We start from the raw sequence: 23,935 nt of genomic DNA, 5'->3' as shown, positions 1-23,935 counted from the left end.
CCGCACTGCTTTCGGCTTCGATGACTCCGGCGCGGACCAAGGTCGGCACCTACCAAGGCGAAATCACCCGGAATCCGCGCAAAAAACCCGGTGAAAAGAGTGAATTCGGGTTCACCGAAACACTTTCAGCGGCAACCATCCTTGTGCCACAAGCGATTGCACTGCATGCAGCGGAAACTGACAGGAATATCGCTGCGAGGGTTGACAGCGCGGAAACGGCTGTGGTTTTCTCGATCACATGTTGCATCACAACACGCCACCGCGAACCCACACCGAAGCCGCCGATACCGGCGCCGCCTCGCTGCGTTCGATTCTTGTGCTCGTACTTATTACCCAACCAACAGGTGCGGGACGAGCCAGCGTGTAAGCAACAAACACACCGGAACTCTTCAAAACCCGCACCCGCCAAGGTGCGGGTTTTTTCATTTCAGGACCTGGTTTCAGACGCAACCACCATGACCAACGCCCATCGCACAACCCAGACCCGCTGCACCACGAACCCTCGTGGTGGCAGTACCTGTGCGACGCGCGGCGCTGCCCTCCCCGCTTTTCCCTGACCGGCCGGTACGTCGATTCGACTGCCGGCCGTCTTTTTTCTTCCCACCCGCAAGGAACCTCCCCCATGAGCACCAACGAACTGCCCCAGACCAAGATCGCCGTCATCGGCTACGGCAGCCAGGGTCGCGCACACGCGCTGAACCTGCGTGAATCCGGCTTCGATGTGGTGGTAGGCCTGCGCCCGGGCGGCCCCACCGAGGTCAAGGCGCAGGCCGATGGCTTCACCGTGAAGGCACCGGCTGATGCGGTGAAGGATGCCGACCTGGTTGCGGTGCTGACCCCGGACATGGTGCAGAAGAAGCTGTACGAGGACGTGCTGGCACCGAACATGAAGCAGGGCGCGGTGCTGCTGTTCGCGCATGGTCTGAACGTGCACTTCGACATGATCAAGCCGCGCGACGACCTGGACGTGGTGCTGGTCGCACCGAAGGGCCCGGGTGCGCTGGTCCGTCGCGAATATGAAATCGGCCGCGGTGTGCCGTGCATCTGGGCGGTCTACCAGGACAAGAGCGGCAAGGCTGCCGAGTACGCACTTGCCTATGCCGGCGGCCTGGGTGGCGCACGTGCCAACCTGATCCAGACCACCTTCAAGGAAGAAACCGAAACCGATCTGTTCGGTGAGCAGGCGGTGCTGTGCGGCGGCGCTTCGGCGCTGGTGCAGGCGGGCTTCGAGACGCTGGTGGAAGCCGGTTACCAGCCGGAAATCGCCTACTACGAAGTGCTGCACGAACTGAAGCTGATCGTCGACCTGTTCTACGAAGGTGGCATCTCGCGCATGTTGGAGTTCATCTCCGAGACCGCGCAGTACGGCGACTACGTCAGCGGCCCGCGGGTGATCGACGCCGGTACCAAGGAGCGCATGAAAGAAGTGCTGAAGGACATCCAGGACGGCACCTTCACCAAGAACTGGGTGGCCGAGTACGAAGCGGGCCTGCCGAACTACAACAGGTTCAAGCAGGCCGACCTGGAGCATCCGATCGAGAAGGTAGGCAAGGAACTGCGCGCCAAGATGGTCTGGTTGCAAGGTCAAGCCGCGTAACAACGCGGCACCCCCACCCGCTCTGCAAGGTTCCCCCATGAACTCTCCCACACACCGCAGCGCGCCGCCCAACGGCGCGCGCTGGCTGACCCAGGCGCTGGAGGCCGAGGGTGTCCGTACGCTGTTCGGCTACCCGGGCGGCACCATCATGCCGTTCTACGACGCGCTGGTGGATTCGTCGCTGAAGCACATCCTGGTGCGCCATGAGCAGGGCGCGGCGCTGGCCGCCAACGGCTTTGCGCGCGCCAGTGGCCAGGTCGGCGTCTGCGTGGCGACCTCCGGGCCGGGCGCGTCGAACCTGGTCACCGGCATCGCCGATGCGATGCTCGATTCAGTGCCGATGGTCTGCATCACCGGCCAGGTGGCCACGCCGCTGCTGGGCACCGATGCGTTCCAGGAACTGGATGTGTTCGGCTTGACCATGCCGATCGTCAAGCACAGCTGGCTGGTGCGCAGCGTCGATGATCTGCCGCGCGTGGTGGCCGATGCCTTCCGCATCGCCCGCGAGGGCCGTCCCGGACCGGTGCTGATCGACCTGCCCAAGGATGTGCAGCTGGCCGATGCCAGCCACCTGCCGGCGCATGTGCCGGCCAGCGTCGAACCGCCGCCGGCCGCCGCCGACGCCGCCATCGCCGAAGCCATCGCCGCATTGGCCGCGGCCGAAAAGCCGGTGGTCTATGCCGGTGGTGGCATTGCCCTGGGCGATGCCGTGCAGGACCTGCGCGCGTTCGTCGAAGCCAGCGCCATTCCCACGGTGATGACCCTGCGTGGGCTGGGCGCGCTGCCTCCCCAGCACCCGCAGTCGCTGGGCATGCTGGGCATGCATGGCACCCGTGCAGCGAACATGGCCGTGCAGGAGAGCGATCTGCTGCTGGTGCTGGGTGCGCGGTTCGACGATCGGGCAACCGGCAAGCTGGCCGAGTTCGCGCCGTTCGCCCGCGTGGTGCACATCGATGCCGATGCGTACGAGATCTCCAAGCTGCGCAGCGCCGATGTCGCCGTGCCCGGCAACGTCGGCCACGCCATCCGCGCCCTGCGTGCGGCCTTCCCCTCCCCCAAGGCCCACCAGGACGCATGGCGCAAGCGCTGCGCACAGCATCGCGATCGCTTCGCCGCACGCTACGACGCACCGGGCCAGCACATCTACGCCCCGGCGCTGCTGAAGCGCCTGAGCGAGCTGGCACCGTCCGATACGGTGATCGCCTGCGACGTCGGCCAGCACCAGATGTGGGTGGCGCAGCACTGCCGCTTCAACCATCCGCGCAACCACCTGACCAGCGGTGCGCTGGGCACGATGGGCTTCGGCCTGCCGGCGGCGATGGGCGCGCAGTTCGCCTGCCCTGAGCGCACCGTGGTACTGGTGTCCGGCGATGGCAGCTTCATGATGAACGTGCAGGAGCTGGCGACCATCGCCCGCTGCCGCCTGCCGGTGAAGATCATCCTGTTGGACAACAGTTCGCTGGGCATGGTGCGGCAGTGGCAGGAGCTGTTCTTCGCCGAGCGTTACAGCGAGATCGACCTGTCCGACAACCCGGACTTCGTGGCCCTGGCCAAGGTGTTCGGCATCGCGGCGACGCGCATCGATGCGCGCGATGACGTCGAAGGTGGCCTGGCCGCACTGCTGGCCGAGCCCGGCCCGGCCCTGCTGCACGTGGCCATCGATGCACGCGCGAACGTGTGGCCGCTGGTGCCGCCCAATACCGCCAACAGCACCATGCTGGAAAGCAACCCTGCACATGCACGCCAGGAGATCCCCAATGCAATACCGGCTTGACCTGGTGCTGCAACCGGCCGAGGGCGCGCTGCTGCGCGTGATCGGCATGGCCGAACGCCGCGGTTTCGCACCGCGCGCGATCACCGGTGCGCCGGTGGCCGCCGACGATGGCCGTTGGCACCTGCAACTGGTGGTGGACAGCCAGCGCCCGCCGGAAACACTGTGCCGGCAGATGGAAAAGATCTACGACTGTGTTTCGGTGCAGATGACCGCACTGGAAGGAGTATCCGCATGAACGCCCGTACCGTATTCACCACGGTGCCGGTACGGAGGCGTCTTCTTCGCCGCCCGTGCCCGCAGGCGCTGGTCGGCAACACCCTGCTGGTGGCCCATGCCGGCCGCTGATGCCAGCACGGAAAGCGATGTCGGCGACGTAACCGTTGCCGACGTACTGGCTGCGCAGGCCCGCCTGCGCCGCTTCCTGCCGCCCACGCCGCTGCATCATGCCGAGCGCTTCGGCACCTGGCTGAAGCTGGAGAACCTGCAGCGCACCGGCTCGTACAAGGTGCGCGGCGCGCTGAATGCCCTGCTGGCCGCCCGCGAACGTGGCGATACCCGGCCGGTGATCTGCGCCTCGGCCGGCAATCACGCGCAGGGCGTCGCCTGGGCCGCCTATCGCCTGGATGTGCCGGCCATTGCCGTGATGCCGCATGGCGCACCGGCCACCAAGATCGCTGGCGTCGCCCATTGGGGCGCGACGGTACGCCAGCATGGCAACAGTTATGACGAGGCCTACGCGTTCGCTGTCGAGCTGGCGCAGCGCCACGGCTACCGCTTCCTGTCCGCGTTCGACGATGCCGATGTCATCGCCGGTCAGGGCACCGTCGGCATCGAGCTGGCCGCGCATGCGCCGGACGTGGTGATCGTACCGATCGGCGGCGGCGGCCTGGCCTCAGGTGTGGCCCTGGCGCTGAAGTCGCAGGGCGTGCGCATCGTCGGTGCGCAGGTCGAGGGTGTCGATTCGATGGCCCGCGCGATCCGCGGCGACGTGCGCGAGATCAATCCTGTGCCATCGCTGGCCGATGGCGTGCGGGTGAAGATTCCCGGCTTCCTGACCCGCCGCCTGTGCACCTCGCTGCTGGACGATGTGGTGATCGTGCGCGAAGCCGAACTGCGCGAGACCCTGGTGCGGTTGGCACTGGAAGAACACATCATCGCCGAGGGCGCCGGTGCGCTGGCACTGGCCGCCGGGCGTCGCGTCGCCGGCCGCCGCAAGTGCGCGGTCGTCTCCGGCGGCAACATCGATGCCGGCGTGCTCGCCGGCCTGCTCACCGATATCCGTCCGCGTCCGCCGCGCAAACCGCGCCGACGCCGGGCAGAAACTCCGCGTTCGCCCGCCAAGGCGACCGCCACCGCTTTCCCAACGCCTTCCCCTTCCCCCCTGCAAGCCGTCGCACCCGCTGTCGAGGAGATTTCCCTGTGACCACCATCGAACGAATTACCACCCCGCGCATCCGCATCTTCGACACCACCCTGCGTGACGGCGAGCAGTCCCCCGGCTGCAGCATGAGCCCGCCGCAGAAACTGGTGATGGCGCGTGCGCTGGACGAACTGGGCGTGGACATCATCGAGACCGGCTTCCCGGCCAGCTCGCAGTCCGACCGCGAAGCGATGGCCCTGATCGGCCGCGAACTGCGCCGCCCGAGCCTGAGCCTGGCGGTCCTGTCGCGCTGCCTGCAGGCGGACATCGAGACCTCGGCGCGTGCGCTGGAAGCGGCGGCCAACCCGCGCCTGCATGTGTTCCTGTCAACCAGCCCGCTGCACCGTGAGCACAAGCTGCGGATGACGCGTGAGCAGGTACTGGAATCGGTACACAGGCACGTAGCGCTGGCCCGCTCCTACATCGATGACGTGGAGTTCTCCGCCGAGGACGCCACCCGTACCGAGCTGGATTACCTGATCGAGGTCTCGCGCGTGGCGATCGCTGCCGGCGCCACCACCATCAACCTGCCCGACACCGTCGGCTTCACCACGCCGGAAGAAATCCGCACGATGTTCCAGCAGGTCATCGCGGGCGTCGCCGATGTGCCGAACGCGGGCAACGTGATCTTCAGCGCGCACTGCCACAACGACCTGGGCCTGGCCGTGGCCAACTCACTGGCCGCCATCGAAGGTGGCGCGCGCCAGGTCGAATGCACCGTCAACGGCATCGGTGAACGCGCCGGCAACTGTTCGCTGGAAGAAATCGCGATGGTGTTGAAGGTGCGCCAGGCCTTCTACGAGCAGGACACCGCCATCGACACCCCTCGTATCGTCGGTACTTCGCAGCTGCTGCAGCGCCTGGTCGGCATGCCGGTACAGCGCAACAAGGCCATCGTCGGCGCCAATGCCTTCGCCCATGAATCGGGCATCCACCAGCACGGCATGCTGCGCCATCGCGGCACCTACGAAATCATGCGTCCGGAAGACGTGGGCTGGGAAGACTCGCAGATGGTGCTGGGCCGCCACAGTGGCCGTGCTGCCGTCGAAGCGCGCCTGCGCGCGCTGGGCTTCTGGCTGGAAGAAGACGAGCTGAAGCTGGTGTTCGAGCAGTTCAAGGGCCTGTGCGAGCAGCAACGCGTGGTCACCGACGCCGACCTGCAGACACTGATGCAGGGCGGCTCCAACGCACAGGGCTACCGCCTGGCCTCGATGACCATCAGCGATGTCGGCAGCCGCGCCAATGCGCTGGTCGAACTGTCCGACCCGGACGGCAACCGCGTGGCCGAGACCGCACAGGGCGATGGTCCGGTCGATGCCCTGTTCGGCGCGCTGTCGGCCGCCACCGGCGTGCAGCTGATGCTGGACAGCTACCACGTGCACAGCGTCGGCATCGGTGCCGATGCGCGCGGCGAAGCCAATCTGAGCGTGCGTCACGAAGGCGTCGAGTACGACGGCACCGGCACTAGCAAGGACATCATCGAAGCCTCTGCGCTGGCCTGGCTGGACGTGGCCAACCGCCTGCTGCGCCAGCGCCAGGCCAACGCCGGCGTCAGCACTGAAGCACCTGCCACCGCCACCGCCACCGCCTGAGGAATGTGAGATGAGCGCCTTCGACACCGCAACCACCACCAGCAGCGCTGGCCAGCAGTGGAATGCCCAGGATTATGCGATCGATGCCGGCTTCGTGCCGACCCTCGGCGGCGCGGTAGCGCGCCTGCTCGACGCACGTGCCGGCGAGCGCATCCTCGACCTGGGCTGTGGCGATGGCGTGCTCACCACCGAACTGGCCCTCAGCGGCGCACACATGCAGGGCGTCGATGCTTCGCCGGAAATGGTGATCGCCGCCCGTGCACGGGGTGTCGATGCGCAGGTGATGGACGGCCACGCGCTGACCTTCGAGGGCGCGTTCGATGCAGTGTTCAGCAACGCGGCGCTGCATTGGATGCCCAACCCGGATCGCGTGCTGGAAGGCGTGCGCCGCGCCCTGCGCCCCGGCGGCCGCTTCGTCGCCGAGTTCGGCGGTCATGGCAACGTGGCCACGATCGTTGCGGCGGTACAGGCCGCGCGCGTCGCCCATGGCCACGGTGCCAGCGCATTCCAGTGGTACTTCCCCAGCGCCGATGCCTACGCCGAACGCCTGCGCCAGCATGGCTTCCAGGTGCAGCTGATCGAATGCCTGCCACGCCCGACCGCGCTGCCGACCGGCGTTGCCGGCTGGCTGCGGGTGTTCGCCGCACCGCTGCTGGACGACCTGCCGGCCGACGCGCGCGCCACCGTGCGCGATGCCGCCGCCGCCCTGCTGGCCGATCTGCCGCGCAACGCCGCTGGCCAGCCGCTGGCCGACTACGTGCGCCTGCGCGTGCTCGCGCGTCGGCGCTGACCTGACCCTGTTACTTTCTCTTCGATGTCCGCTACTTCGTACTCCTGCCAGGCAAACGCATGACTTCCGCACCCCGCACCCTGTACGACAAACTGTGGGACGCCCACGTGGTGGTTCCAGAAACCGACAGCGCGCCCGCCGTGCTGTATATCGACCTGCACCTGATTCATGAGGTGACCTCGCCGCAGGCCTTCACCGAGCTGCGCGAGCGCGGCCTGAAGCCGCGCCGCCCGGATCGGACCAAGGCGACGATGGACCATTCCACGCCGACCCTGCCAGCCGCCGCCGACGGTACGCTGCCCTACGCCAGCGCTGCCTCCGAAGCGCAGGTCGCCATGCTGGCGCGCAACTGCGCCGAGCACGACATCGAGCTGTTCGACATGGCCTCGGACAACCGCGGCATCGTCCACGTGATCGCCCCGGAACAGGGCTTCACCCAGCCCGGCATGACCATCGTCTGCGGCGACAGCCACACCTCCACCCACGGCGCGTTCGGGTCGCTGGCCTTCGGCATCGGCACCAGCGAAGTCGGCCATGTGCTGGCCACGCAGTGCCTGCTGCAGCGAAAGGCCAGGACACTGGCGATCACTGTCGATGGCAAGGTCGCACCGGGTATCGGCGCCAAGGACGTGGTGCTGCACATCATCGGCGTGATCGGCGTCAATGGCGGCACCGGTCACGTGATCGAGTTCCGCGGCAGCACCATCGAAGCGATGGACATGGAACAGCGCATGACCCTGTGCAACATGTCGATCGAAGCCGGTGCGCGTGCCGGCATGGTTGCGCCGGATCAAGTGACGTTCGACTTCGTTGCCAATACGCCACGTGGCCCGAAGGGCGCCGACTTCGATGCCGCCGTGGCCCGCTGGACGCAGCTGCGCAGCGATGAAGGCGCGCACTTCGACAGCGAGGTGCACATCGATGCTGCCGACATCCGCCCGACCCTGACCTGGGGCACCCACCCCGGCACCGCCATCGCGGTGGACGCGCCGATCCCGGCGGCCAACGATGCCGCCGCGCAGAAGGGCCTGGATTACATGCACTTCCAGGCGGGACAGACGTTGGCCGGCACGCCGGTGGACGTGGTTTTCGTCGGCTCCTGCACCAATGGCCGCCTGAGCGACATGCGCGAAGTGGCGCAGGTGCTGCGTGGTCGTCGCGTTGCCGAGCGCGTGCGCATGCTGGTGGTGCCCGGCTCGGAAATCGTCAAGCGCCAGGCCGAGGCCGAGGGCATCCACGAGATCGTGCGCGCGGCCGGTGCCGAGTGGCGCGAGCCGGGGTGTTCAATGTGCATCGCCATGAATGGCGATCTGGTCGCCCCCGGCCAACTGGCGGTCAGCACCAGCAACCGCAATTTCGAAGGCCGCCAGGGCCCGGGCTCGCGCACCCTGCTGGCCTCGCCGATGAGTGCTGCCTGGGCCGCCGTGCAGGGCCACGTGGCCGATGCCCGTGAACTGTTCGCACAGGAGGTGGCCTGATGAGCGGCTTCCGCACCCTGCGTTCGGCCAGCGTGGTGCTGCGCCAGACCAATATCGATACCGACCAGATCATTCCGGCGCGGTTCCTGTCCACCACCGAGCGCGCCGGCCTGGGTCGCAATGCGTTCAACGACTGGCGCTGGCAGGCCGATGGTTCGCCGGTGGCCGATTTCGCCTTCAACCAGCCGAACAACGCCGGCCGCAGCATCCTGCTGGCCGGGCGCAACTTCGGCTGCGGCTCATCGCGCGAGCATGCACCCTGGGCGCTGACCGACCTCGGCCTGCGCGCCATCGTCAGCAGCGAGATCGCCGACATCTTCCGCGGCAATTCGCTGAAGAACGGCCTGCTGCCGATCGTGCTGGACGAGGCCGACGTGCAGGTGTTGATGCAGCGCCCGGACGACGAGCTGACCATCGACGTGGCCACGCGCGAACTGCGCACGCCCGATGGGCGAGTCTATTCCTTCCCGTTGGACGGCTTCTCGCAGACCTGTCTGCTGGAAGGTGTGGATCAATTGGGTTATCTGTTGGGCCGTGTCCCTGAAATCGAACGTTACGAGAGTGAGCATGCACGCTGAAATTGTTGTCCTGCCCGGTGATGGCATCGGCCCGGAAGTGGCCGCCGCTGCGGTCGCCGTCCTGAAAGCGGTGGCCGAACGCTTCAACCACACCTTCACCTTCAGCGAGCACGACATCGGTGGCATCGCCATCGACCGTCACGGCGAACCGCTGCCTGCCTCGACCCTGGCCGCCTGCCAGGCCGCCAACGCGGTGCTGCTGGGCGCGGTGGGCGGCCCGAAGTGGTCCGACCCTAACGCCAAGGTGCGCCCGGAACAGGGCCTGCTGGCGATCCGCAAGGCGCTGGGCCTGTATGCCAACCTGCGTCCAGTGCGCACCCACGAAGCCGCACTGCACGCCTCGCCGATCAAGGCCGAGCTGCTGCAGGGCGTGGACTTCGTGGTGGTGCGCGAACTGACCGGTGGCATCTACTTCGGCGACAAGACCCGCGATGCCGACAGCGCCAGCGATCTGTGCCGCTACACCGTGGCCGAGATCGAGCGCGTGCTGCGCAGTGCCTTCCGGCTGGCGCAGCAGCGGCGCGGCAAGGTCACCTCGGTGGACAAGGCCAACGTGCTGGAAACCTCACGCCTGTGGCGTGACGTTGCCGCGCGCATCGGCCGCGAGGAATTCCCGGACGTCGCGCTGGAACACCAGCTGGTCGATTCGATGGCGATGCACCTGCTGGCCAAGCCGCGCGAGTACGACGTGATCGTCACCGAGAACATGTTCGGCGACATCCTCACCGATGAAGCCTCGATGCTGGCCGGTTCGCTGGGCCTGCTGCCGTCGGCCTCGCTGGGCGAGCCGGGAGCGGTCGGCATCTACGAACCGATCCACGGTTCGGCACCGGACATCGCCGGCAAGGGCATCGCCAACCCGTACGCGACGATCTTCAGTGCGGCGATGCTGCTGCGCCATTCGCTGGGGCTGGACGCCGAAGCCGCAGCAGTGGAAGCGGCGGTGCACGCGGTGTTGGACGATGGCGTGTTCACTGCGGATCTGGCGGCGAAGGGTTCGGCAGTGAGCACGGCGACGGCCACCGACGCGGTGCTGGCCAAGCTGGGATGAAGCACGCGGGTGCCGGGACATGCCCGGCACCCTTTGCATGTCCATCGGTAGCGGCGAGCCCTACCCCGCCTGCTGCTGGTTGCCCGGCACGAGATCCGCTCAGCGCGATGTGCTGCGCACGTAGTCGCTGGCGCAACCGGCGACAACGCGACCTTCGTCGGTGCGCATCACGATGTGCTGCGGGACCCAACTGCCACCACTGAAAGTAACCGGCGGCAACAGGCGCTGCCACGCATCCTTGCCGACCGTATGCGAGGTGTCCATGCCCGCCTGGGCAAGCACGGGCTCCAGCGCAACGTCACCAAGATCCGCGCCGAAGAAGCCACCGAACGCCAGCGCAATCGTGTGCGTGGAAACGCCGTAGGCCTGGATGGGCGCCTGCACTCCGATCAGCAGCAGGTGCAGATCATCATCACCGACGCTGTAGTTCACCTCGTTGACCGAACGGACATCCTGGGGCCATTCGAACTGCGGCTGTTCGGAAAGCCGCTGCCAGAACGCCTGTAACCGACGCATGCTGCCTTCATCGGCGCGGCAGTGAATGGCATCCTGCAGGTCCTGGACTTCAACAGCCGGCAGCTGACGCACCGCTGCCCTGTTACCGTTCGTGGAAGGAGCACAGCCCAGTCGATAGCCGTCGCCCGCACTGCGTACGATGATCGGTGTGGTGGGCGCCGACCACAATTCGAACGGCTCCCGCAGCGAGCTCGACTGCAGCCGCAAGCTGTGCGCAGCGACGATACGATCGCGCTGTACGGGGTCCAGCGCAACCGAGAACCCGAACGCATCAGCGAACAGCCGCGGCACTTCGACACCGTGGACGGTGATCGACTGTGGCGGAGTGATGACGGTCACCCGGTGATCGTCATCCTCACCTTCCTGCTCGAATCGCCAGTCGCGCAGGTACGGCAGTCGTTCGGCAGCGTCGGCGTAGCGTGCCGCGCGCAGGCGGCTGACGACGGCCTGCTGGACGTCCGCTCTCGCGCCGCACTCAAGTACGTCCCGCAGGTCATGCTGGAACAGCAGAGCATCGGCGTCTGCCGGCTGCGCAATGGCAGAGCCGCTGCAGGCGACCAGCAGCAGCGCCGAGGCGCAGGTCGTACGGAAGAACATGGCAGGCGCTCCGGCCCTGGAACTGGCCGCTATTGTGCCCGTGAACGCTCTGAAGCTGTCCACTTGGGGACCAACAGTAGATCCACGCCATGCGTGAATGAAGCCAAGAGCATCCACGCATGGCGTGGAACTACGGCATGAACTCAAGCCTCGCGTGCCTCTACTTTGTGGTGTAACCACCATTGACCAGGATGGTCTGCCCGGTCATCCACCAGCCGTCGGTCACCAGGAAGCGGATCCACGGCACGATGTCGGCGATGTCGGTCAGGCCGGTGCGGGTGAACGCCGACAGCGCCGCGGCGGTCTTGTGATACGCCTGCGCATCGGCACTCTCGGCCGGATAGAAGAACGGCGTATCCATCGGCCCGGGGCCGATCGCGGTCACCGAAATCCCACGCTCGCCAAATTCCTTCGATGCTGCGCGGGTGAAGTGTTCCACCGGCGCCTTGGTGCCGGCATAGCTGGAGTAGAACGGAGTGAACGCGCCGAGCAGTGAAGTGACCAGCGTGCAGATGCGGCCACCGTCGTTGACATGGCGTCCGGCCTCCTTGAGAAAGAAGAACGCCGTCTTCGCGTTGACCGCGCTCATCTGGTCGTACTCCGCTTCGCTGATCTCCAGCATCGGCTTCTTCAGCACTTTGCCGACGGTGTTGATGGCGATGTCAGGGCGACCGACGGCGGCAACCGCGTCGGCGAACAGCCGCTCCATTGCCGCGGCCGAGGTCAGATCGGCCTGCAACGCCACGGCCTTTGCACCGGCGGCCTGCACGGCTGCAACGGTCGCTTCGGCATCGGCCTGAGTGGCGGCGCTGTTGTAGTGGATGACGATGGCCTTGGCGCCCTGCTCGGCGAAGTCGCGGGCGATCAGCCCGCCGAGGTTCTTGGCACCGCCGGCGATCAGCACGGTCTTGCCTTGGATACGGTGGTCGGTCATGGCATCGGTCCCGGTAAGGGGCTGCCGGACTGGCAACCCTGTGCTGACGACGATATCGTGCAGAAATCGCGGATAAAGCCCGCAACATTGACTTAACTTTCCAGAGTGGGCGAACAATGGACCGGATCGAGCGTTTCCGCATCTTTGCCCGGGTGGTGGAGTGCACCAGCTTCACCCGCGCCGCCGACCAGCTCGGCCTGCCCCGCTCCACCGTCTCGGCGGCCGTGGCGGAACTGGAGCAACGTCTGGGCACACGCCTGCTGCAGCGCTCCACCCGCAGGGTTTCCACCACCCACGATGGCGACACCTTCTACGTGCGCTGCCTGCGCCTGATCGCCGAAATGGAAGATGCCGAGTCGCTGTTCCGCCAGGACGACGCACAGCCGAAGGGCCTGTTGAAGATCGATGTGCCCAGCCGGATCGGTCGCCGCATCATCGCCCCGGCCCTGCCCGACTTCTTCGCACGCCATCCGCAGGTCGAGCTGGACCTGGGCATGACCGATCGCGCGGTGAATCTGATCGAGGACGGCTGCGATGCGGTGCTGAGGGTGGGCCAGCTGGGTGACTCCAGCCTGGTGGCCCGCACGCTGGGCCAGCTGGACTTCGTCAACGTTGCCGCGCCTGCGTACCTGCACGAGCACGGCGTACCGCAGCATCCTGCCGACCTGCAGCAGCACCGCGCGGTGAACTACGCATCGCCGACCACGGCGCGGGTGGAGGCGTGGGAATGGCAGGACGGCGCGCAGCTGCGCACGCTGCCGATGACCGGCTGGGTGCGGGTGAACAGCGCCGAGGCATCGATTGCCTGCTGCGTCGCAGGGCTGGGACTGCTGCAGATTCCGCGCTACGACGTGCAGGCCGAACTGCACTCCGGTGCACTGGTGGAAGTGATGCCGCAGCACGTCGCGCAGCCGTTGCCGGTGACCCTGTTGCTGCCGCATCGGCAGCATCGTGCGCAACGTGTGCAGGTGTTCCTGGAGTGGCTGGAGCCCTTGTTGCGGGGCGGTTTGCACCTGCAGTAGATCCACGCCATGCGTGGATGGGCGGGCCAGGACATCCGCAGCCACCCATGGGGTGGCTCTACTGGTAGATCCACGCCATGCGTGGATGCATGCATCCGTGCCAACCAAGGTTGGCACCTACCAGGGCAGCGGCCAGTTGCAGTAGATCCACGCCATGGGTGGATGCATGCATCCGCGCCAACCAAGGTTGGCACCTACCAGGGCAATGGCCAGCTGCAGTAGATCCACGCCATGCGTGGATGACGGAGCCCGGAAGCCCGCAGCCACCCATGGGGTGGCTCTACTGGTAGATCCACGCCATGCGTGGATGCACGCATCCATGCCAACCAAGGTTGGCACCTACCAGGGGCGGCGGCCCGGGAAACCCGGGGCATCACGCCCCGGATTCGTCCGGCTTGACCCGGAACCACGCCGCATACAGCGCCGGCAGGAACACCAGCGTCAGCACCGTGCCCACGATCAATCCACCCATGATCGAAATCGCCATCGAGCCGTAGAACGCACTGCGCGACAGCGGAATCATCGCCAGCACGGCCGCAAGCGCGGTCAGCACGATCGGGCGGAAACGCCGCACCGTCGCATCGATGATCGAATGCCAGCGGTCATGCCCGGCATCGATGTCCTGCTGGATCTGGTCGATCAGGATCACCGAGTTGCGCATGATCATGCCCGCCAGCGCGATGGTGCCCAGCAACGCCACGAAGCCGAACGGCGCGCGGAACAGCAGCAGGAACAACGTCGCACCGATGATGCCCAGCGGCGCTGTGACCAGCACCATCGCCGCACGCGAGAAGCTGCGCAGCTGCAGCATCAGCAACGTGGCCACCACGATCAGGAACAGCGGCATGCCGGCCTTGATCGAGTTCTGGCCGCGAGCCGAATCCTCCACCGAGCCGCCGGTTTCCAGCAGGTAGCCGCTGGGCAGCTCGGCACGGATGCCATCCAGCGTCGGCACGATCTGCTGCACCACATCCAGCGGCTGCATGCCATCACTGATGTCGGCACGCACGGTCACGGTCGGCAGGCGGTTGCGGTGCCAGATGATGCCGTCCTCGAACGCGTATTCCAGCCGCGCGACCTGCGACAGCGTCACCGCAGTGCCACTGCTGGTCGGAATCGCCAGGCTGCCGAGCAGGTCCAGCTGCGCGCGCTCGTTGTCCGGGCCACGCAGCAGCATCTCGATCTGGCGATTGCCTTCGCGATAGGTGCTCACGCTCATGCCCGACAACGAGCTGCTGAGGAACTGGCTGACCTGGGCACTGCTGACACCCAGCGCGCGTGCGCGGTCCTGGTCGATCACCAGCCGCACCACCTTGCTCGGCTCGCTCCAGTCCAGGTTCACGTTCATCACGTGCGGGTTCTCGCGCACCTTGGCCTCGACCTTGCGCGCAATCGCCTGTACCTGTGCGATGTGCTCGCCGGACACGCGCATCTGCACCGGATAGCCGACCGGCGGCCCATTCTCCAGGCGCGTCACGCGCATCTGCACATCGGGGAACTGCTTTATCACTTCCTTCAGCATCCAGTCGCGGGTCGATTCGCGGGCCTTCGCGTCTTCGGTAAGCACCACGAACTGGGCGAAGTTGGTGGCCGGCAGCTGCTGGTCCAGCGGCAGGTAGAAGCGCGGCGAACCGGTACCGACGTAGGCCACGTAGTTGCTGATGCCTTCGCGGCCCTTCAACAGCTTCTCCAGCTTGTCGGCCTGTGCCTGGGTCGCGGCCAGCGACGCACCTTCGGCCAGCTCGATGTCCACCATCAGTTCCGGGCGGGTCGAATCGGGGAAGAACTGCTGCGGCACGAAACGGAACAGCATCAGCGAGCCGATGAACAGTACGATGGTCGCACCGATCACCCACCAGCGATGGCGCAGGCAGGTATCCAGGAACGACCGGAAGCGGGTGTAGAACGGCCGCTGGTACGGATCATGATCGTGCGCATGCTCCTTCGGAGCGATCCAGCGCGCGAGCGACGGATGCCGGTCAGCCCACTGCAGGCGTTTGGCGCGCCAACGGCCGGCCAGACTGTCCGGCTTGGGCAGCTGCGGATTGAACAGGTCCGGCAGCATCTTGTCGCCCAGGTACGGGATGAACAGCACTGCCGCGATCCACGACACCACCAGCGCGATGGTCACCACCTGGAACAGTGAGCGGGTGTATTCACCGGTGCTCGATGCGGCAGTGGCGATGGGCAGGAAGCCGGCAGCAGTGATCAGGGTGCCGGTCAACATCGGGAAGGCGGTGGATTCCCAGGCGAAACTGGCCGCGCGCAGGCGGTCGTAGCCCTGCTCCATCTTGGTGGCCATCATCTCCACCGCGATGATCGCATCGTCCACCAGCAGGCCCAGTGCCAGCACCAGCGCACCCAGCGAAATCTTGTGCAGGCCGATATCGAAGTAGTGCATGACGAAGAAGGTCATCGCCAGCACCAGCGGAATGGTCACGCCCACCACCAGGCCAGTACGCAGGCCCAGAGAGAAGAAGCTGACCAGCAGCACGATCACCACCGCTTCGGTGAGCACCTGCACGAACTCGCCCACCGACTCTTCCACCGCATGTGGCTGGTCAGACACCTTGCGCAGCTGCATGCCGGCCGGCAGGGTCTTCTGCAGGCGTTCGAACTCGGCATCCAGGGTGGCGCCGAGCTTGAGGATGTCACCGCCGTCCTTCATCGCCACCGCCAGGCCGATTGCATCCTGGCCCATGAAGCGCATCTTCGGCGAAGAGGGATCGGCAAAGCCGCGCTTGACCTCCGCGATATCGCCCAGATGCAGCGTGCGTTCGCCCGCCTGGATCGGGAACCTGCGGATGTCCTCGATCGAATCGAACTGGCCGGTCACGCGCAGCTGCACGCGGTCGGTCGGAGTCTCGAAGAAACTGGTGGCGGAAACCGCGTTCTGATCGGCCAAGGCCTGCTGCACCTGCTGCAGCGATACGCCCAGCGTGGCCAGCTTGGTGTTGGACAGCTCGATCCACACCTTCTCGTCCTGCAGGCCGACCAGGTCGATCTTGCCGACGTCGGGCACGCGCTGCAGTTCCAACTGGATGCGGTCGGCATAGTCGCGCATCACCGCGTAGTCGAAGCCTTCGCCGGTCAACGCATAGATGTTGCCGAACGTGTCGCCGAACTCATCGTTGTAGAAGGGCCCGACGATCTCCCTCGGCAGCGTCGCGCGGATATCGCCCACGCGCTTGCGCACCTGGTACCACAGGTCCGGGATCTGCTTGGAGCGCAGGCTGTCGCGCGCCATGAAGATCACCTGCGATTCGCCCGGCCGCGAGTACGAGCGGATGAACTCGTACTCGCCGGTGTTCATCAGAGCTTTTTCGATCGGCTCGGTCACCTGCCGCGAGACCTGCTCGGCGGTGGCGCCCGGCCACATCGTGCGTACCACCATCGCCTTGAAGGTGAACGGCGGATCTTCGGACTGGCCCAGGTGCTTGTACGACCAGGCACCGATGACGGCGAACGCCAGCATCGCGAACAACACCAGCGCACGGTTGCCCAGCGCCCATTCGGAGAGATTGAAGCGGCGCACGGGTCAGTGCCCCTTGCCTGCGGCCGGCGCCGGCGTGGCGGCCGACGGTGCCAGCACCGGGCGGTTCTGGCGATCGACCGGCGTCACCACCTGGCCTTCGCGCAGCAGATGGCCGCCGGCAGCGACCACCCAGTCCGCTGCGCCCACACCGGACACGACCGGCACGGCCTGCGCGCCGTAGGCACCGACCTGCACCGGAGTTGCCTTCAGCGCACCACTGGACGGATTGACCACCCACACGCTGGCCTTGCCATCACTGCCGCGCAGCACGGCCGCCAGCGGCAGCTGCAACGCGCCGCTGCGCCCGGCGGTGGCGAACACCCGCGCACTCTGGCCCAGCTCCACTTCGCTCAGTGCTTCCGGCGCCAGGCTGACCCGCGTGGCATAGGTGCGGGCCTGTGCATCGGCGGCCGGCGCGATCTCGCGCAGGGTGCCGGGCAGCAGCTGGCCCGGGCGGTTCCACAGTTCCACCTGTACCGACTGGCCGACCTTGTAGTCGCGGATATTGCTTTCCGGCAGCGCGATCAGCACCTCACGGCCACCGTCGGCGGCCAGGGTGAACACCGTCTGCCCAGCGCTCACGACCTGCCCGGCTTCGGCCTGGCGGCTGGCAATCACGCCATCGGCGGGCGCGCGCAGCTGCGCGTACTCGGCCTGGTTGCGGGCCACGGCAAGATTGGCCCGGGCGGCATTGGCCTGGCCTTGTGCGGCCTTGAACGCCGCCGTCTGCTGGTCCAGTGCCGAGCGGCTCACCAGCTGGTCTTCGGCCAGCTTGGCGTAGCGCTTCTGGTCATCGCGGGCGCGCACCAGGTCTGCTTCCGCCGCCGCCAGCTGCGCCTGCGACGCCGCCGCCTGCGAGGCGTAGTCGGCCGCATCCAGCTCAGCCAGCAGCTGGCCCTTCTTCACCCGCTCGCCTGCATCGACGTGGCGCTCGACCAGATTGCCGCCAACGCGGAACGACAGCGGGCTTTCCTGGCGGGCACGCACCTCGCCGGGGTAGGCGGCCGCGGCTTGTCCGTCCTGCGTGGTGGGATGCACCACCAGCACCGGAATGGCCGCCACCGGCTCGGCAGCCTGTTTGCCGCACGCTGCCAACACCACGACCAGTACGCCTACGCCCAACCAACGCATGTTTTTCATGAGGTACAGGACCTGAAAAGAAATCCGGGGGGAACGCGCCGGCAACATACTGTTGCAACGCGGACATTAGTGAACCAGCCGGTATAGTATAAATATCGAACCGCTTGGTCTAGTATTAGCGGGATGAGTTCTCCCACTTCCCGAAAGCCGTCGGCCAAGCCCGCTGCCAAGGCTGCCGGTCCCGGGCGCCCCAAGGATCTGGGCAAGCGCGCGGCGATACTCGAGGCAGCCAAGACACTGTTCATCGAACAGGGCTACAGCGGCGTGAGCATGGACAGCATCGCGGCCCAGGCCGGCGTCTCGAAGCTGACCGTATACAGCCATTTCGGCGACAAAGAGACCCTGTTCTCCGAAGCTGTGCAGTCCAAGTGCATCGAGATGCTGCCCGACGCGCTGTTCGTGGCCGACGTGGAAGGCCCCCTGCGCGACCAGTTGCTGGGCATCGGCATGGCGTTCTTCGAGATGATCACCTCCGACGCGGCCCTGTCGATCCAGCGGGTGATGATGGCCCCGGAGACCGACGAGCGCCTGCGCGAACTGTTCTGGCAGGCCGGCCCCCAACGCACCTGCGAGGCGCTGGCCGACTTCATGCGCTTGCGTGCCGAGCGCGGTGAACTGGACATCCCCGACTGCTACATCGCCGGCCAGCAGTTCCTGACCCTGGTGAAGGGCGAAGTGCACATGCATATGATGTGCGGCATGCCACTGTCACCCGTCGAGACCGATGCTGCGCTCCACGTGGCCGCCAGCGTCGATTTCTTCCTGCGCGCCTACGCCCCGCGAGAGGCCGGAACCGCTGGATAACCAAAACTGAACGAACCGGAGGTCGCGATGACTTCCGGCACTGCGACCCCGGCCACCCTGCAGCTGATGCTCTGGGCGCGCCGCCGGCCTCCGGCACCGGTAAAATGGCCGGCCCACTGCGCTGGATTTGAACCTCATGACGATTGATTACGCCCACGCCCGCGAACTGATGGTGGAACAGCAGATCCGTCCCTGGGACGTGCTGGACATCAAGGTGCTCGACGTCCTGGCCCGCCTGCCGCGCGAGGCCTTCGTCGCCGACGCGCACCGGGCGCTGGCCTATGCCGATGTCGAACTGCCGATCGGCAACGGCCAGAAGATGATGAAGCCGGTCATCGAGGGTCGTACCCTGCAGGCACTGGATCTGCAGCCGGGTGACGAAGTGCTGGAAATCGGCACCGGCAGCGGCTTCCTGTCGGCCTGCATCGGCGCGCTGGCGCGCGACGTGCTGAGCCTGGAAATCGATCCGGAGCTGGCCGCCGCTGCCCGCGCCCGCCTGGATGCCACCGGCCTGGGCACCAACGTGCGCGTGGAAGTGGCCGATGGCCTGGCCTGGCAGACCGAACGCCGCTTCGACGTGATCTGTGTCACTGGCGCCGTTGACGTGGTGCCGTCACAGTTCGCTTCGTGGTTGCGTCCGGGTGGTCGTCTGTATGTCATCCAGGGCCGTTCGCCGGCCATGGAAGCGCTGTTGGTGAAGGCCGATGGCAGCACCGAGTCGCTGTTCGAGACCGATATCGATTACCTGCGTGGTGCCGCCCCGGCCCCCCAGTTCCACCTCTGAGTCCAAGGAAGCCGCAATGATCCGCCGATCCCTCGCTGTTGCGCTGGCCACTGCCCTGCTGCCGTTGTCCGCCCATGCCGCCGACCTGCTGCAGGTCTATGAAATGGCGCGCAATGGCGACCCGCAGCTGTCCGCCGCCGAATCCACCCGGCTGTACGACAAGGAAGGCGCCGTGCAGGCGCGCGCTGCCCTGCTGCCGCAGATCAATGGCCAGGCCACGCTGAACCGCACGCGTAGCGAGGCCAATGCCGATGCCAACTCCGGTTCGGTCACCAGCAAGCGCCGCAACTACACGGTCGATGGCACCCAGACGCTGTTCAACTGGACGCAGATCAACAACCTGCGTTCGCAGCGCGAGCTGAGCAAGGCGGCTGATTTCACCCTCGACTCGGCCAACGACAACCTGATCGTGCGCACCTCGGCGGCCTACTTCAACGTGCTGGTGGCGATCGAATCGCTGAACGCCGCACAGACCAACGAAGCGGCCGCGAAGAAGCAGTTCGACTTCGCCGACAAGCGCCTGGAAGTGGGCCTGGCGCCGATCACCGACGTGCACGAAGCACGCGCCCAGTACGACCAGGCGCGCGCCAACGCGATCGTTGCGCAGAACACCCTGGCCGACAACTACCAGGCCCTGACCGAACTGACCGGCCAGCCGGTGATGAACCTGAAGGGCCTGCCGGCCGATTTCCGTCCGGAAGTGCCGGCCAACCGCGGCAACCTGGACCAGCTGGTGCAGCAGGCGACCACGCAGAACCCGGCGCTGAAGGCGCAGGAACTGAAGGTCGGTGCCGCCGAAGCCGGCGTGCAGGCGGCCCGTGGCGGCCACTACCCGACCCTGTCGCTGGGCGGCAGCTGGGGCAAGAGCGCGACCTGGGGCGACAGCGTCGGCGCCGGTTCGCTCTCACCCGATGCACGCACCAACAGCATCGGCCTGACCCTGAGCGTGCCGATCTTCTCTGGCGGCGCCACCCAGTCCGGCGTGCGCCAGGCCCTGGCCCAGCGTGATATCGCCCAGGATGGTTTCGAGCAGCAGAAGCGCGCGCTGGACCGCAACACGCGCAATGCCTACCAGACCCTGGTACAGGGCATCAGCGAAGTGGAAGCCCGCCGCCTGGCCGTGGTTTCCGCACAGAGCGCCTACGACGCTTCGCAGGTCGGCCTGGAAGTGGGTACCCGCACGGTGCTGGACGTGATCCAGAACCAGCGCATCCTGTTCTCCGCCCAGCTGGATTACGCGCAGGCCCGCTACAACTTCCTGCAGAACCGCCTGCTGCTGAGCCAGGCCGTGGGTGGCCTGGATGTCGCCGAACTGCAGGACCTCAACCGCCTGCTGACCCAGGACGCGGGCAACCCGTCCACGACCACGAACTGAGTCGGCGCCACCGGTCTGATCAGAAAGCCACCCGCGAGGGTGGCTTTTTTTATTGATTGCAGATGGCCGGCGCCGCGCATGGTGCTAGCGCGAACGCGCCGGATGTCGACGTATCAGGGCGCCTGCCAGCACGACCGCCAGTACCACCAGCACCGGTACGAACAAGCGGGACGTGACTGCCGGCAACAGGCATAGTGCGGTCGCTACAGGTGCGAGCAGCATCGGGATGAGCCGCCGTTCGCCAGCCGCCGCCCGCGCCTGCCATTGGCTGCGGGCAACGCCGAGGCATACGGCGGCCAGTACCAGCAGGCCCGCAGGCCCCGGCAGCTGTGGAAGCCAGCCCTCCGGCATCGACAGCGCCAACGTCGCCGCCAGCATGGTCAGCGCAATCGTCACCCGCAGATGCGCATCGGTGCCCGCATCGCCCGGCTCCGGCGGCCAGACCTCCACCCCCAAGCGCGCGGCCAACAGCAGCGATACCAACTGCAGGGCCGCCAGCCCCGCGCCGCCCGCCAACGGCAACAGTGGCAGCAACCATTGCAGCTGCGGCACACCCTGCAATGCCACCGACAGCGGGCGCGTGCTGGCCAGCGCAGAAAATTCGACCAGGCCGGACTGCAGCGCCGCCAATACCATCAGCCACAGCATCGCCATCAGCACCGCTGCGCCGGCGGCTCTGGAAACCTGCGAACGAGGCTGCGGCACCCCGCCGGCAAACCCTGCCAGCAAGCCTGCACCGAGCAGCACACCGAGCAATGCCACGCCAGCTGCAAGCACGCCGCCCAGCCCGAAGCGATAGGGCGCGGTAGCCGATGGCAGCCATGGAATCCAATTCGCATAGTGCACATGACGTGCTGCCAGCAACAACAGCAGCAGGCCAACGCCCAGCTTCACTGTCAGCAGTGCACTGGCCAACAGCAGCACGCGCGGCGTCCGCAGCACTGCAGTGGCGGCCCCCAGCAGCAACACCATGATCGAAGCCGCCAGCGGCAATGTCACCCATTGCGCGGGAGCCGCATCGATGACCTCAGCGGCTGCATACAGATGGCGCGCCATCGATTGCGCCAGGCCTGCGGTGGTCGCCGTCAGCTCCAGCAGCAGGGCAATCACCAGTACATCCGCGAACAGCTTGCCCCAGGCGGCACGCAGCAGAGCATGCAGACCTGAAGGATTCGGTAGACTCCGCATCGCCATACGAAGGCAATACAGCATCGGCACCGCACCCAGCGCCGCCAGCAACAGACTGAGAACAATGGCGGGCCCCGCCTGCGCCGCCGTGTGCTGGCCGACCAGAGCGACAACGCTGCCCCCCAACAGCAGGGTCAGCGCCACCACCAGCAGATGGTCGGTGCCCAGCCCCCCGGTCTTCTCGCTGGGCTGCTGCGCGCTTCCGTTGTCGCCAATCATTCAAAGCTCCCTTGATGTCGCCCAAGCGTGGTCGACAACAGGCTGGCAGCCTGACGCGGTAGGCGGAATCGGAATCAGCGCCGTAGCCACGATGATGTGACAGCCTGCACGCCGCGAGCGGTGGGAGCGGTCCGGCTACGACACTTTCAACGCCATCAAGCAGGCTTGATGCAGGCGATCACGACAGGGCCAAGGCCGGGTTGGCCTTGAGACCCCTGACGGCGACTGGCAGGGTCTCAGGCCAGCGGTGGCGGCAGGTGCGGAGCCACCAGCTGCAGGGTCCGCTGCAGCGCGCCGCGCCCATTGCTGACCAGTGTGCAACCGGCGCGGGCCATGTCCTCGCGCGCCTGCGCGTCGTCGAGCAGGTGCAGCAGCAGATCGCCCACCGCCTGCGCGTCCTCACCGATCAGCAGTGCGCCGGCTTCACGCATGCGCCGCGAGATCTCGGCGAAGTTGTGCAGGTGCGGGCCGGTCACCGCTGCAGTGCCCATTGCCGCAGGCTCCAGCAGGTTGTGCCCGCCGATGGCCTGCAGGCTGCCCCCGACGAAGGCAACCTGGGCGCAGCCGTAAAACGGCATGAGTTCACCCAGCGTGTCGATGACGAAGACATCGCTGCCGGCCCCGGGCCACTGCTGTGCGCGCCGCGTCGCAACGCTCCAGCCCTGCTCGCGGGCCAGCGCTTCCACCTTTGGGAAGCGCTCGGGATGCCGCGGCGCCCACAGCAGCAGCAGGTCCGGATGCTGCTGGCGCAGACGGCGGTGCAGGTCGATCACCGCCTGCTCTTCGCCATCATGCGTGCTGGCCGCGATCCATACCGGGCGCGTGGCCGGTACATGGGCATGGAACTGTTCGATGAAGGGCTGCACGTCCGGCGTGGCGATGTCGAACTTCAGGTTGCCCAGCGCCTGCACCTGTTCCGGCGCCGCACCCAGCTGCACGAAGCGTGCGGCGTCATCCTGTGACTGTGCAGCCACGCAGGTGACCGTGCGCAGCGCACGCCGGATCAACGCCGCCAGCACGCGGTAGCCGCGCAGCGACCGTGCCGACAGGCGCGCATTGAGGATGTAGACCGGAATGCGTCGGTCGCGGCAGCCGAACAGCATGTTCGGCCACAGCTCGGTTTCCAGGATCAGCGCCAGGCTGGGCTGGAAGTGGCCGAGGAAGCGATTGACGCTGCCCGGCACGTCGTACGGCAGGTACACATGGTCGAGCGCGTCGCCCCACAGCGCGCGCACCCGTTCCGAGCCGGTCGGGGTGATGGTGGTGATGACCCAGCGGATGTCCGGCCGCTGCTCGCGCAGTGCATTGACCAGCGGCGCAGCGGCGTTGACCTCGCCCACCGAGACCGCATGCAGCCAGACCCGTGGCTGGCCTGTCGGCTGCGGATAGGACGCATAGCGTTCATCCCAGCGCCGGAAGTATTCACGGACCCGGAAGCCGCGCCAGACCAGGTGGTACACGGTGATCGGCAGCAGGAGGTACAGCACGGCCGAGTACAGGCCACGCAGGATCCATTCGACAGGGTCTTTACGCATGCGGCA

19 protein-coding genes and 1 CRISPR repeat array are annotated in these 23,935 nt (G+C 66.7%); of the genes, 12 read left to right on the top strand and 7 right to left on the bottom strand.

From position 1 onward, the window contains the following. Positions 1-622 precede the first annotated feature (622 nt). The 9 genes from ilvC to leuB all read left to right on the top strand — a co-directional run bounded on the left by ilvC (position 623) and on the right by leuB (position 10,280). Positions 623-1,597 carry a ketol-acid reductoisomerase gene (gene ilvC, locus H3005_RS15430; protein WP_099821015.1) on the top strand — a complete coding sequence of 325 codons (975 nt, stop codon included), beginning with the start codon at positions 623-625 and terminating at the stop codon, positions 1,595-1,597. Between the two features lie 37 nt (positions 1,598-1,634). After that, on the top strand, positions 1,635-3,371 hold the full coding sequence (gene ilvG / locus H3005_RS15425; protein ID WP_180165918.1) for an acetolactate synthase 2 catalytic subunit: 1,737 nt from the start codon (positions 1,635-1,637) through the stop codon (positions 3,369-3,371). After that, positions 3,355-3,606 (top strand): ACT domain-containing protein, encoded by a 252-nt coding sequence (locus H3005_RS15420; protein ID WP_089236730.1) that lies wholly within the window; start codon positions 3,355-3,357, stop codon positions 3,604-3,606. The genes ilvG and H3005_RS15420 overlap by 17 nt, the downstream gene beginning before the upstream one ends. A gap of 96 nt (positions 3,607-3,702) precedes the next feature. Next, on the top strand, positions 3,703-4,794 hold the full coding sequence (locus H3005_RS15415) for a threonine dehydratase (RefSeq protein ID WP_191078530.1): 1,092 nt from the start codon (positions 3,703-3,705) through the stop codon (positions 4,792-4,794). Then, on the top strand, positions 4,791-6,383 hold the full coding sequence (locus H3005_RS15410; RefSeq protein WP_191078529.1) for a 2-isopropylmalate synthase: 1,593 nt from the start codon (positions 4,791-4,793) through the stop codon (positions 6,381-6,383). The genes H3005_RS15415 and H3005_RS15410 overlap by 4 nt, the downstream gene beginning before the upstream one ends. Before the next feature lie 10 nt (positions 6,384-6,393). After that, entirely contained in the window at positions 6,394-7,173 is a 780-nt protein-coding gene (locus tag H3005_RS15405) for a class I SAM-dependent methyltransferase (RefSeq protein WP_191078528.1), read from the top strand. Between the two features lie 59 nt (positions 7,174-7,232). After that, the gene (gene leuC / locus H3005_RS15400; protein ID WP_191078527.1) at positions 7,233-8,651 is read left to right on the top strand and encodes a 3-isopropylmalate dehydratase large subunit; all 1,419 of its coding nucleotides are present in this window, start codon (positions 7,233-7,235) and stop codon (positions 8,649-8,651) included. Beyond that, positions 8,651-9,229, top strand: a complete 579-nt coding sequence (leuD, locus tag H3005_RS15395; protein ID WP_191078526.1) for a 3-isopropylmalate dehydratase small subunit — start codon at positions 8,651-8,653, stop codon at positions 9,227-9,229. Before leuC ends, leuD begins: the two co-directional genes overlap by 1 nt. Continuing rightward, a complete protein-coding gene (gene leuB, locus H3005_RS15390) occupies positions 9,219-10,280 on the top strand; it encodes a 3-isopropylmalate dehydrogenase (protein ID WP_191078525.1) in 1,062 nt (353 codons plus the stop codon). The genes leuD and leuB overlap by 11 nt, the downstream gene beginning before the upstream one ends. Positions 10,281-10,379: 99 nt before the next feature. On the opposite strand, the gene H3005_RS15385 is transcribed toward leuB, so the two are convergent. The 5 genes from H3005_RS15385 to H3005_RS15365 form a co-directional block, all read right to left on the bottom strand. Further along, complete coding sequence (locus H3005_RS15385; RefSeq protein WP_191078524.1) at positions 10,380-11,393, bottom strand: hypothetical protein; 1,014 nt, start codon at positions 11,391-11,393, stop codon at positions 10,380-10,382. A 160-nt stretch (positions 11,394-11,553) separates the two neighbouring features. Further along, positions 11,554-12,327, bottom strand: a complete 774-nt coding sequence (locus H3005_RS15380) for an SDR family oxidoreductase (RefSeq protein ID WP_089236746.1) — start codon at positions 12,325-12,327, stop codon at positions 11,554-11,556. A gap of 92 nt (positions 12,328-12,419) precedes the next feature. Further along, on the bottom strand, positions 12,420-13,286 hold the full coding sequence (locus H3005_RS21165) for a hypothetical protein (RefSeq protein WP_263407400.1): 867 nt from the start codon (positions 13,284-13,286) through the stop codon (positions 12,420-12,422). Between the two features lie 59 nt (positions 13,287-13,345). Then, positions 13,346-13,659: a CRISPR direct-repeat array (repeat unit 24 nt; unit sequence GTAGATCCACGCCATGCGTGGATG). Between the two features lie 63 nt (positions 13,660-13,722). Next, positions 13,723-16,884: an efflux RND transporter permease subunit gene (locus H3005_RS15370; RefSeq protein WP_191078523.1), complete on the bottom strand. Its 3,162-nt coding sequence runs from the start codon at positions 16,882-16,884 to the stop codon at positions 13,723-13,725. 3 nt (positions 16,885-16,887) lie between these two features. Beyond that, positions 16,888-18,024 (bottom strand): efflux RND transporter periplasmic adaptor subunit, encoded by a 1,137-nt coding sequence (locus H3005_RS15365; protein ID WP_191078522.1) that lies wholly within the window; start codon positions 18,022-18,024, stop codon positions 16,888-16,890. A 123-nt stretch (positions 18,025-18,147) separates the two neighbouring features. Between H3005_RS15365 and H3005_RS15360 the strand changes: the two genes are divergently transcribed. From H3005_RS15360 to H3005_RS15350, 3 genes are all read left to right on the top strand, one after another. After that, complete coding sequence (locus tag H3005_RS15360) at positions 18,148-18,828, top strand: TetR/AcrR family transcriptional regulator (protein ID WP_100553500.1); 681 nt, start codon at positions 18,148-18,150, stop codon at positions 18,826-18,828. Positions 18,829-18,964: 136 nt separating this feature from the next. Next, positions 18,965-19,612, top strand: coding sequence for a protein-L-isoaspartate O-methyltransferase (locus H3005_RS15355; RefSeq protein ID WP_032975442.1), 648 nt, complete (start codon positions 18,965-18,967; stop codon positions 19,610-19,612). A gap of 16 nt (positions 19,613-19,628) precedes the next feature. After that, positions 19,629-20,987, top strand: a complete 1,359-nt coding sequence (locus H3005_RS15350; protein WP_100553502.1) for a TolC family outer membrane protein — start codon at positions 19,629-19,631, stop codon at positions 20,985-20,987. An 84-nt stretch (positions 20,988-21,071) separates the two neighbouring features. On the opposite strand, the gene H3005_RS15345 is transcribed toward H3005_RS15350, so the two are convergent. Together H3005_RS15345 and waaA are read right to left on the bottom strand one after the other, a co-directional pair. Beyond that, positions 21,072-22,394 carry an amino acid transporter gene (locus H3005_RS15345; RefSeq protein ID WP_223880286.1) on the bottom strand — a complete coding sequence of 441 codons (1,323 nt, stop codon included), beginning with the start codon at positions 22,392-22,394 and terminating at the stop codon, positions 21,072-21,074. A gap of 236 nt (positions 22,395-22,630) precedes the next feature. Further along, positions 22,631-23,929 carry a lipid IV(A) 3-deoxy-D-manno-octulosonic acid transferase gene (gene waaA / locus H3005_RS15340; RefSeq protein WP_100462685.1) on the bottom strand — a complete coding sequence of 433 codons (1,299 nt, stop codon included), beginning with the start codon at positions 23,927-23,929 and terminating at the stop codon, positions 22,631-22,633. Positions 23,930-23,935: the final 6 nt, after the last annotated feature.

Source organism: Stenotrophomonas sp. Br8 (assembly GCF_014763005.1).
GTDB classification, from domain to species: Bacteria; Pseudomonadota; Gammaproteobacteria; order Xanthomonadales; family Xanthomonadaceae; genus Stenotrophomonas; species Stenotrophomonas lactitubi.
The sequence above is the reverse complement of the archived record's forward strand: the minus strand, read 5'-3'. Positions and strand labels throughout refer to the sequence as shown.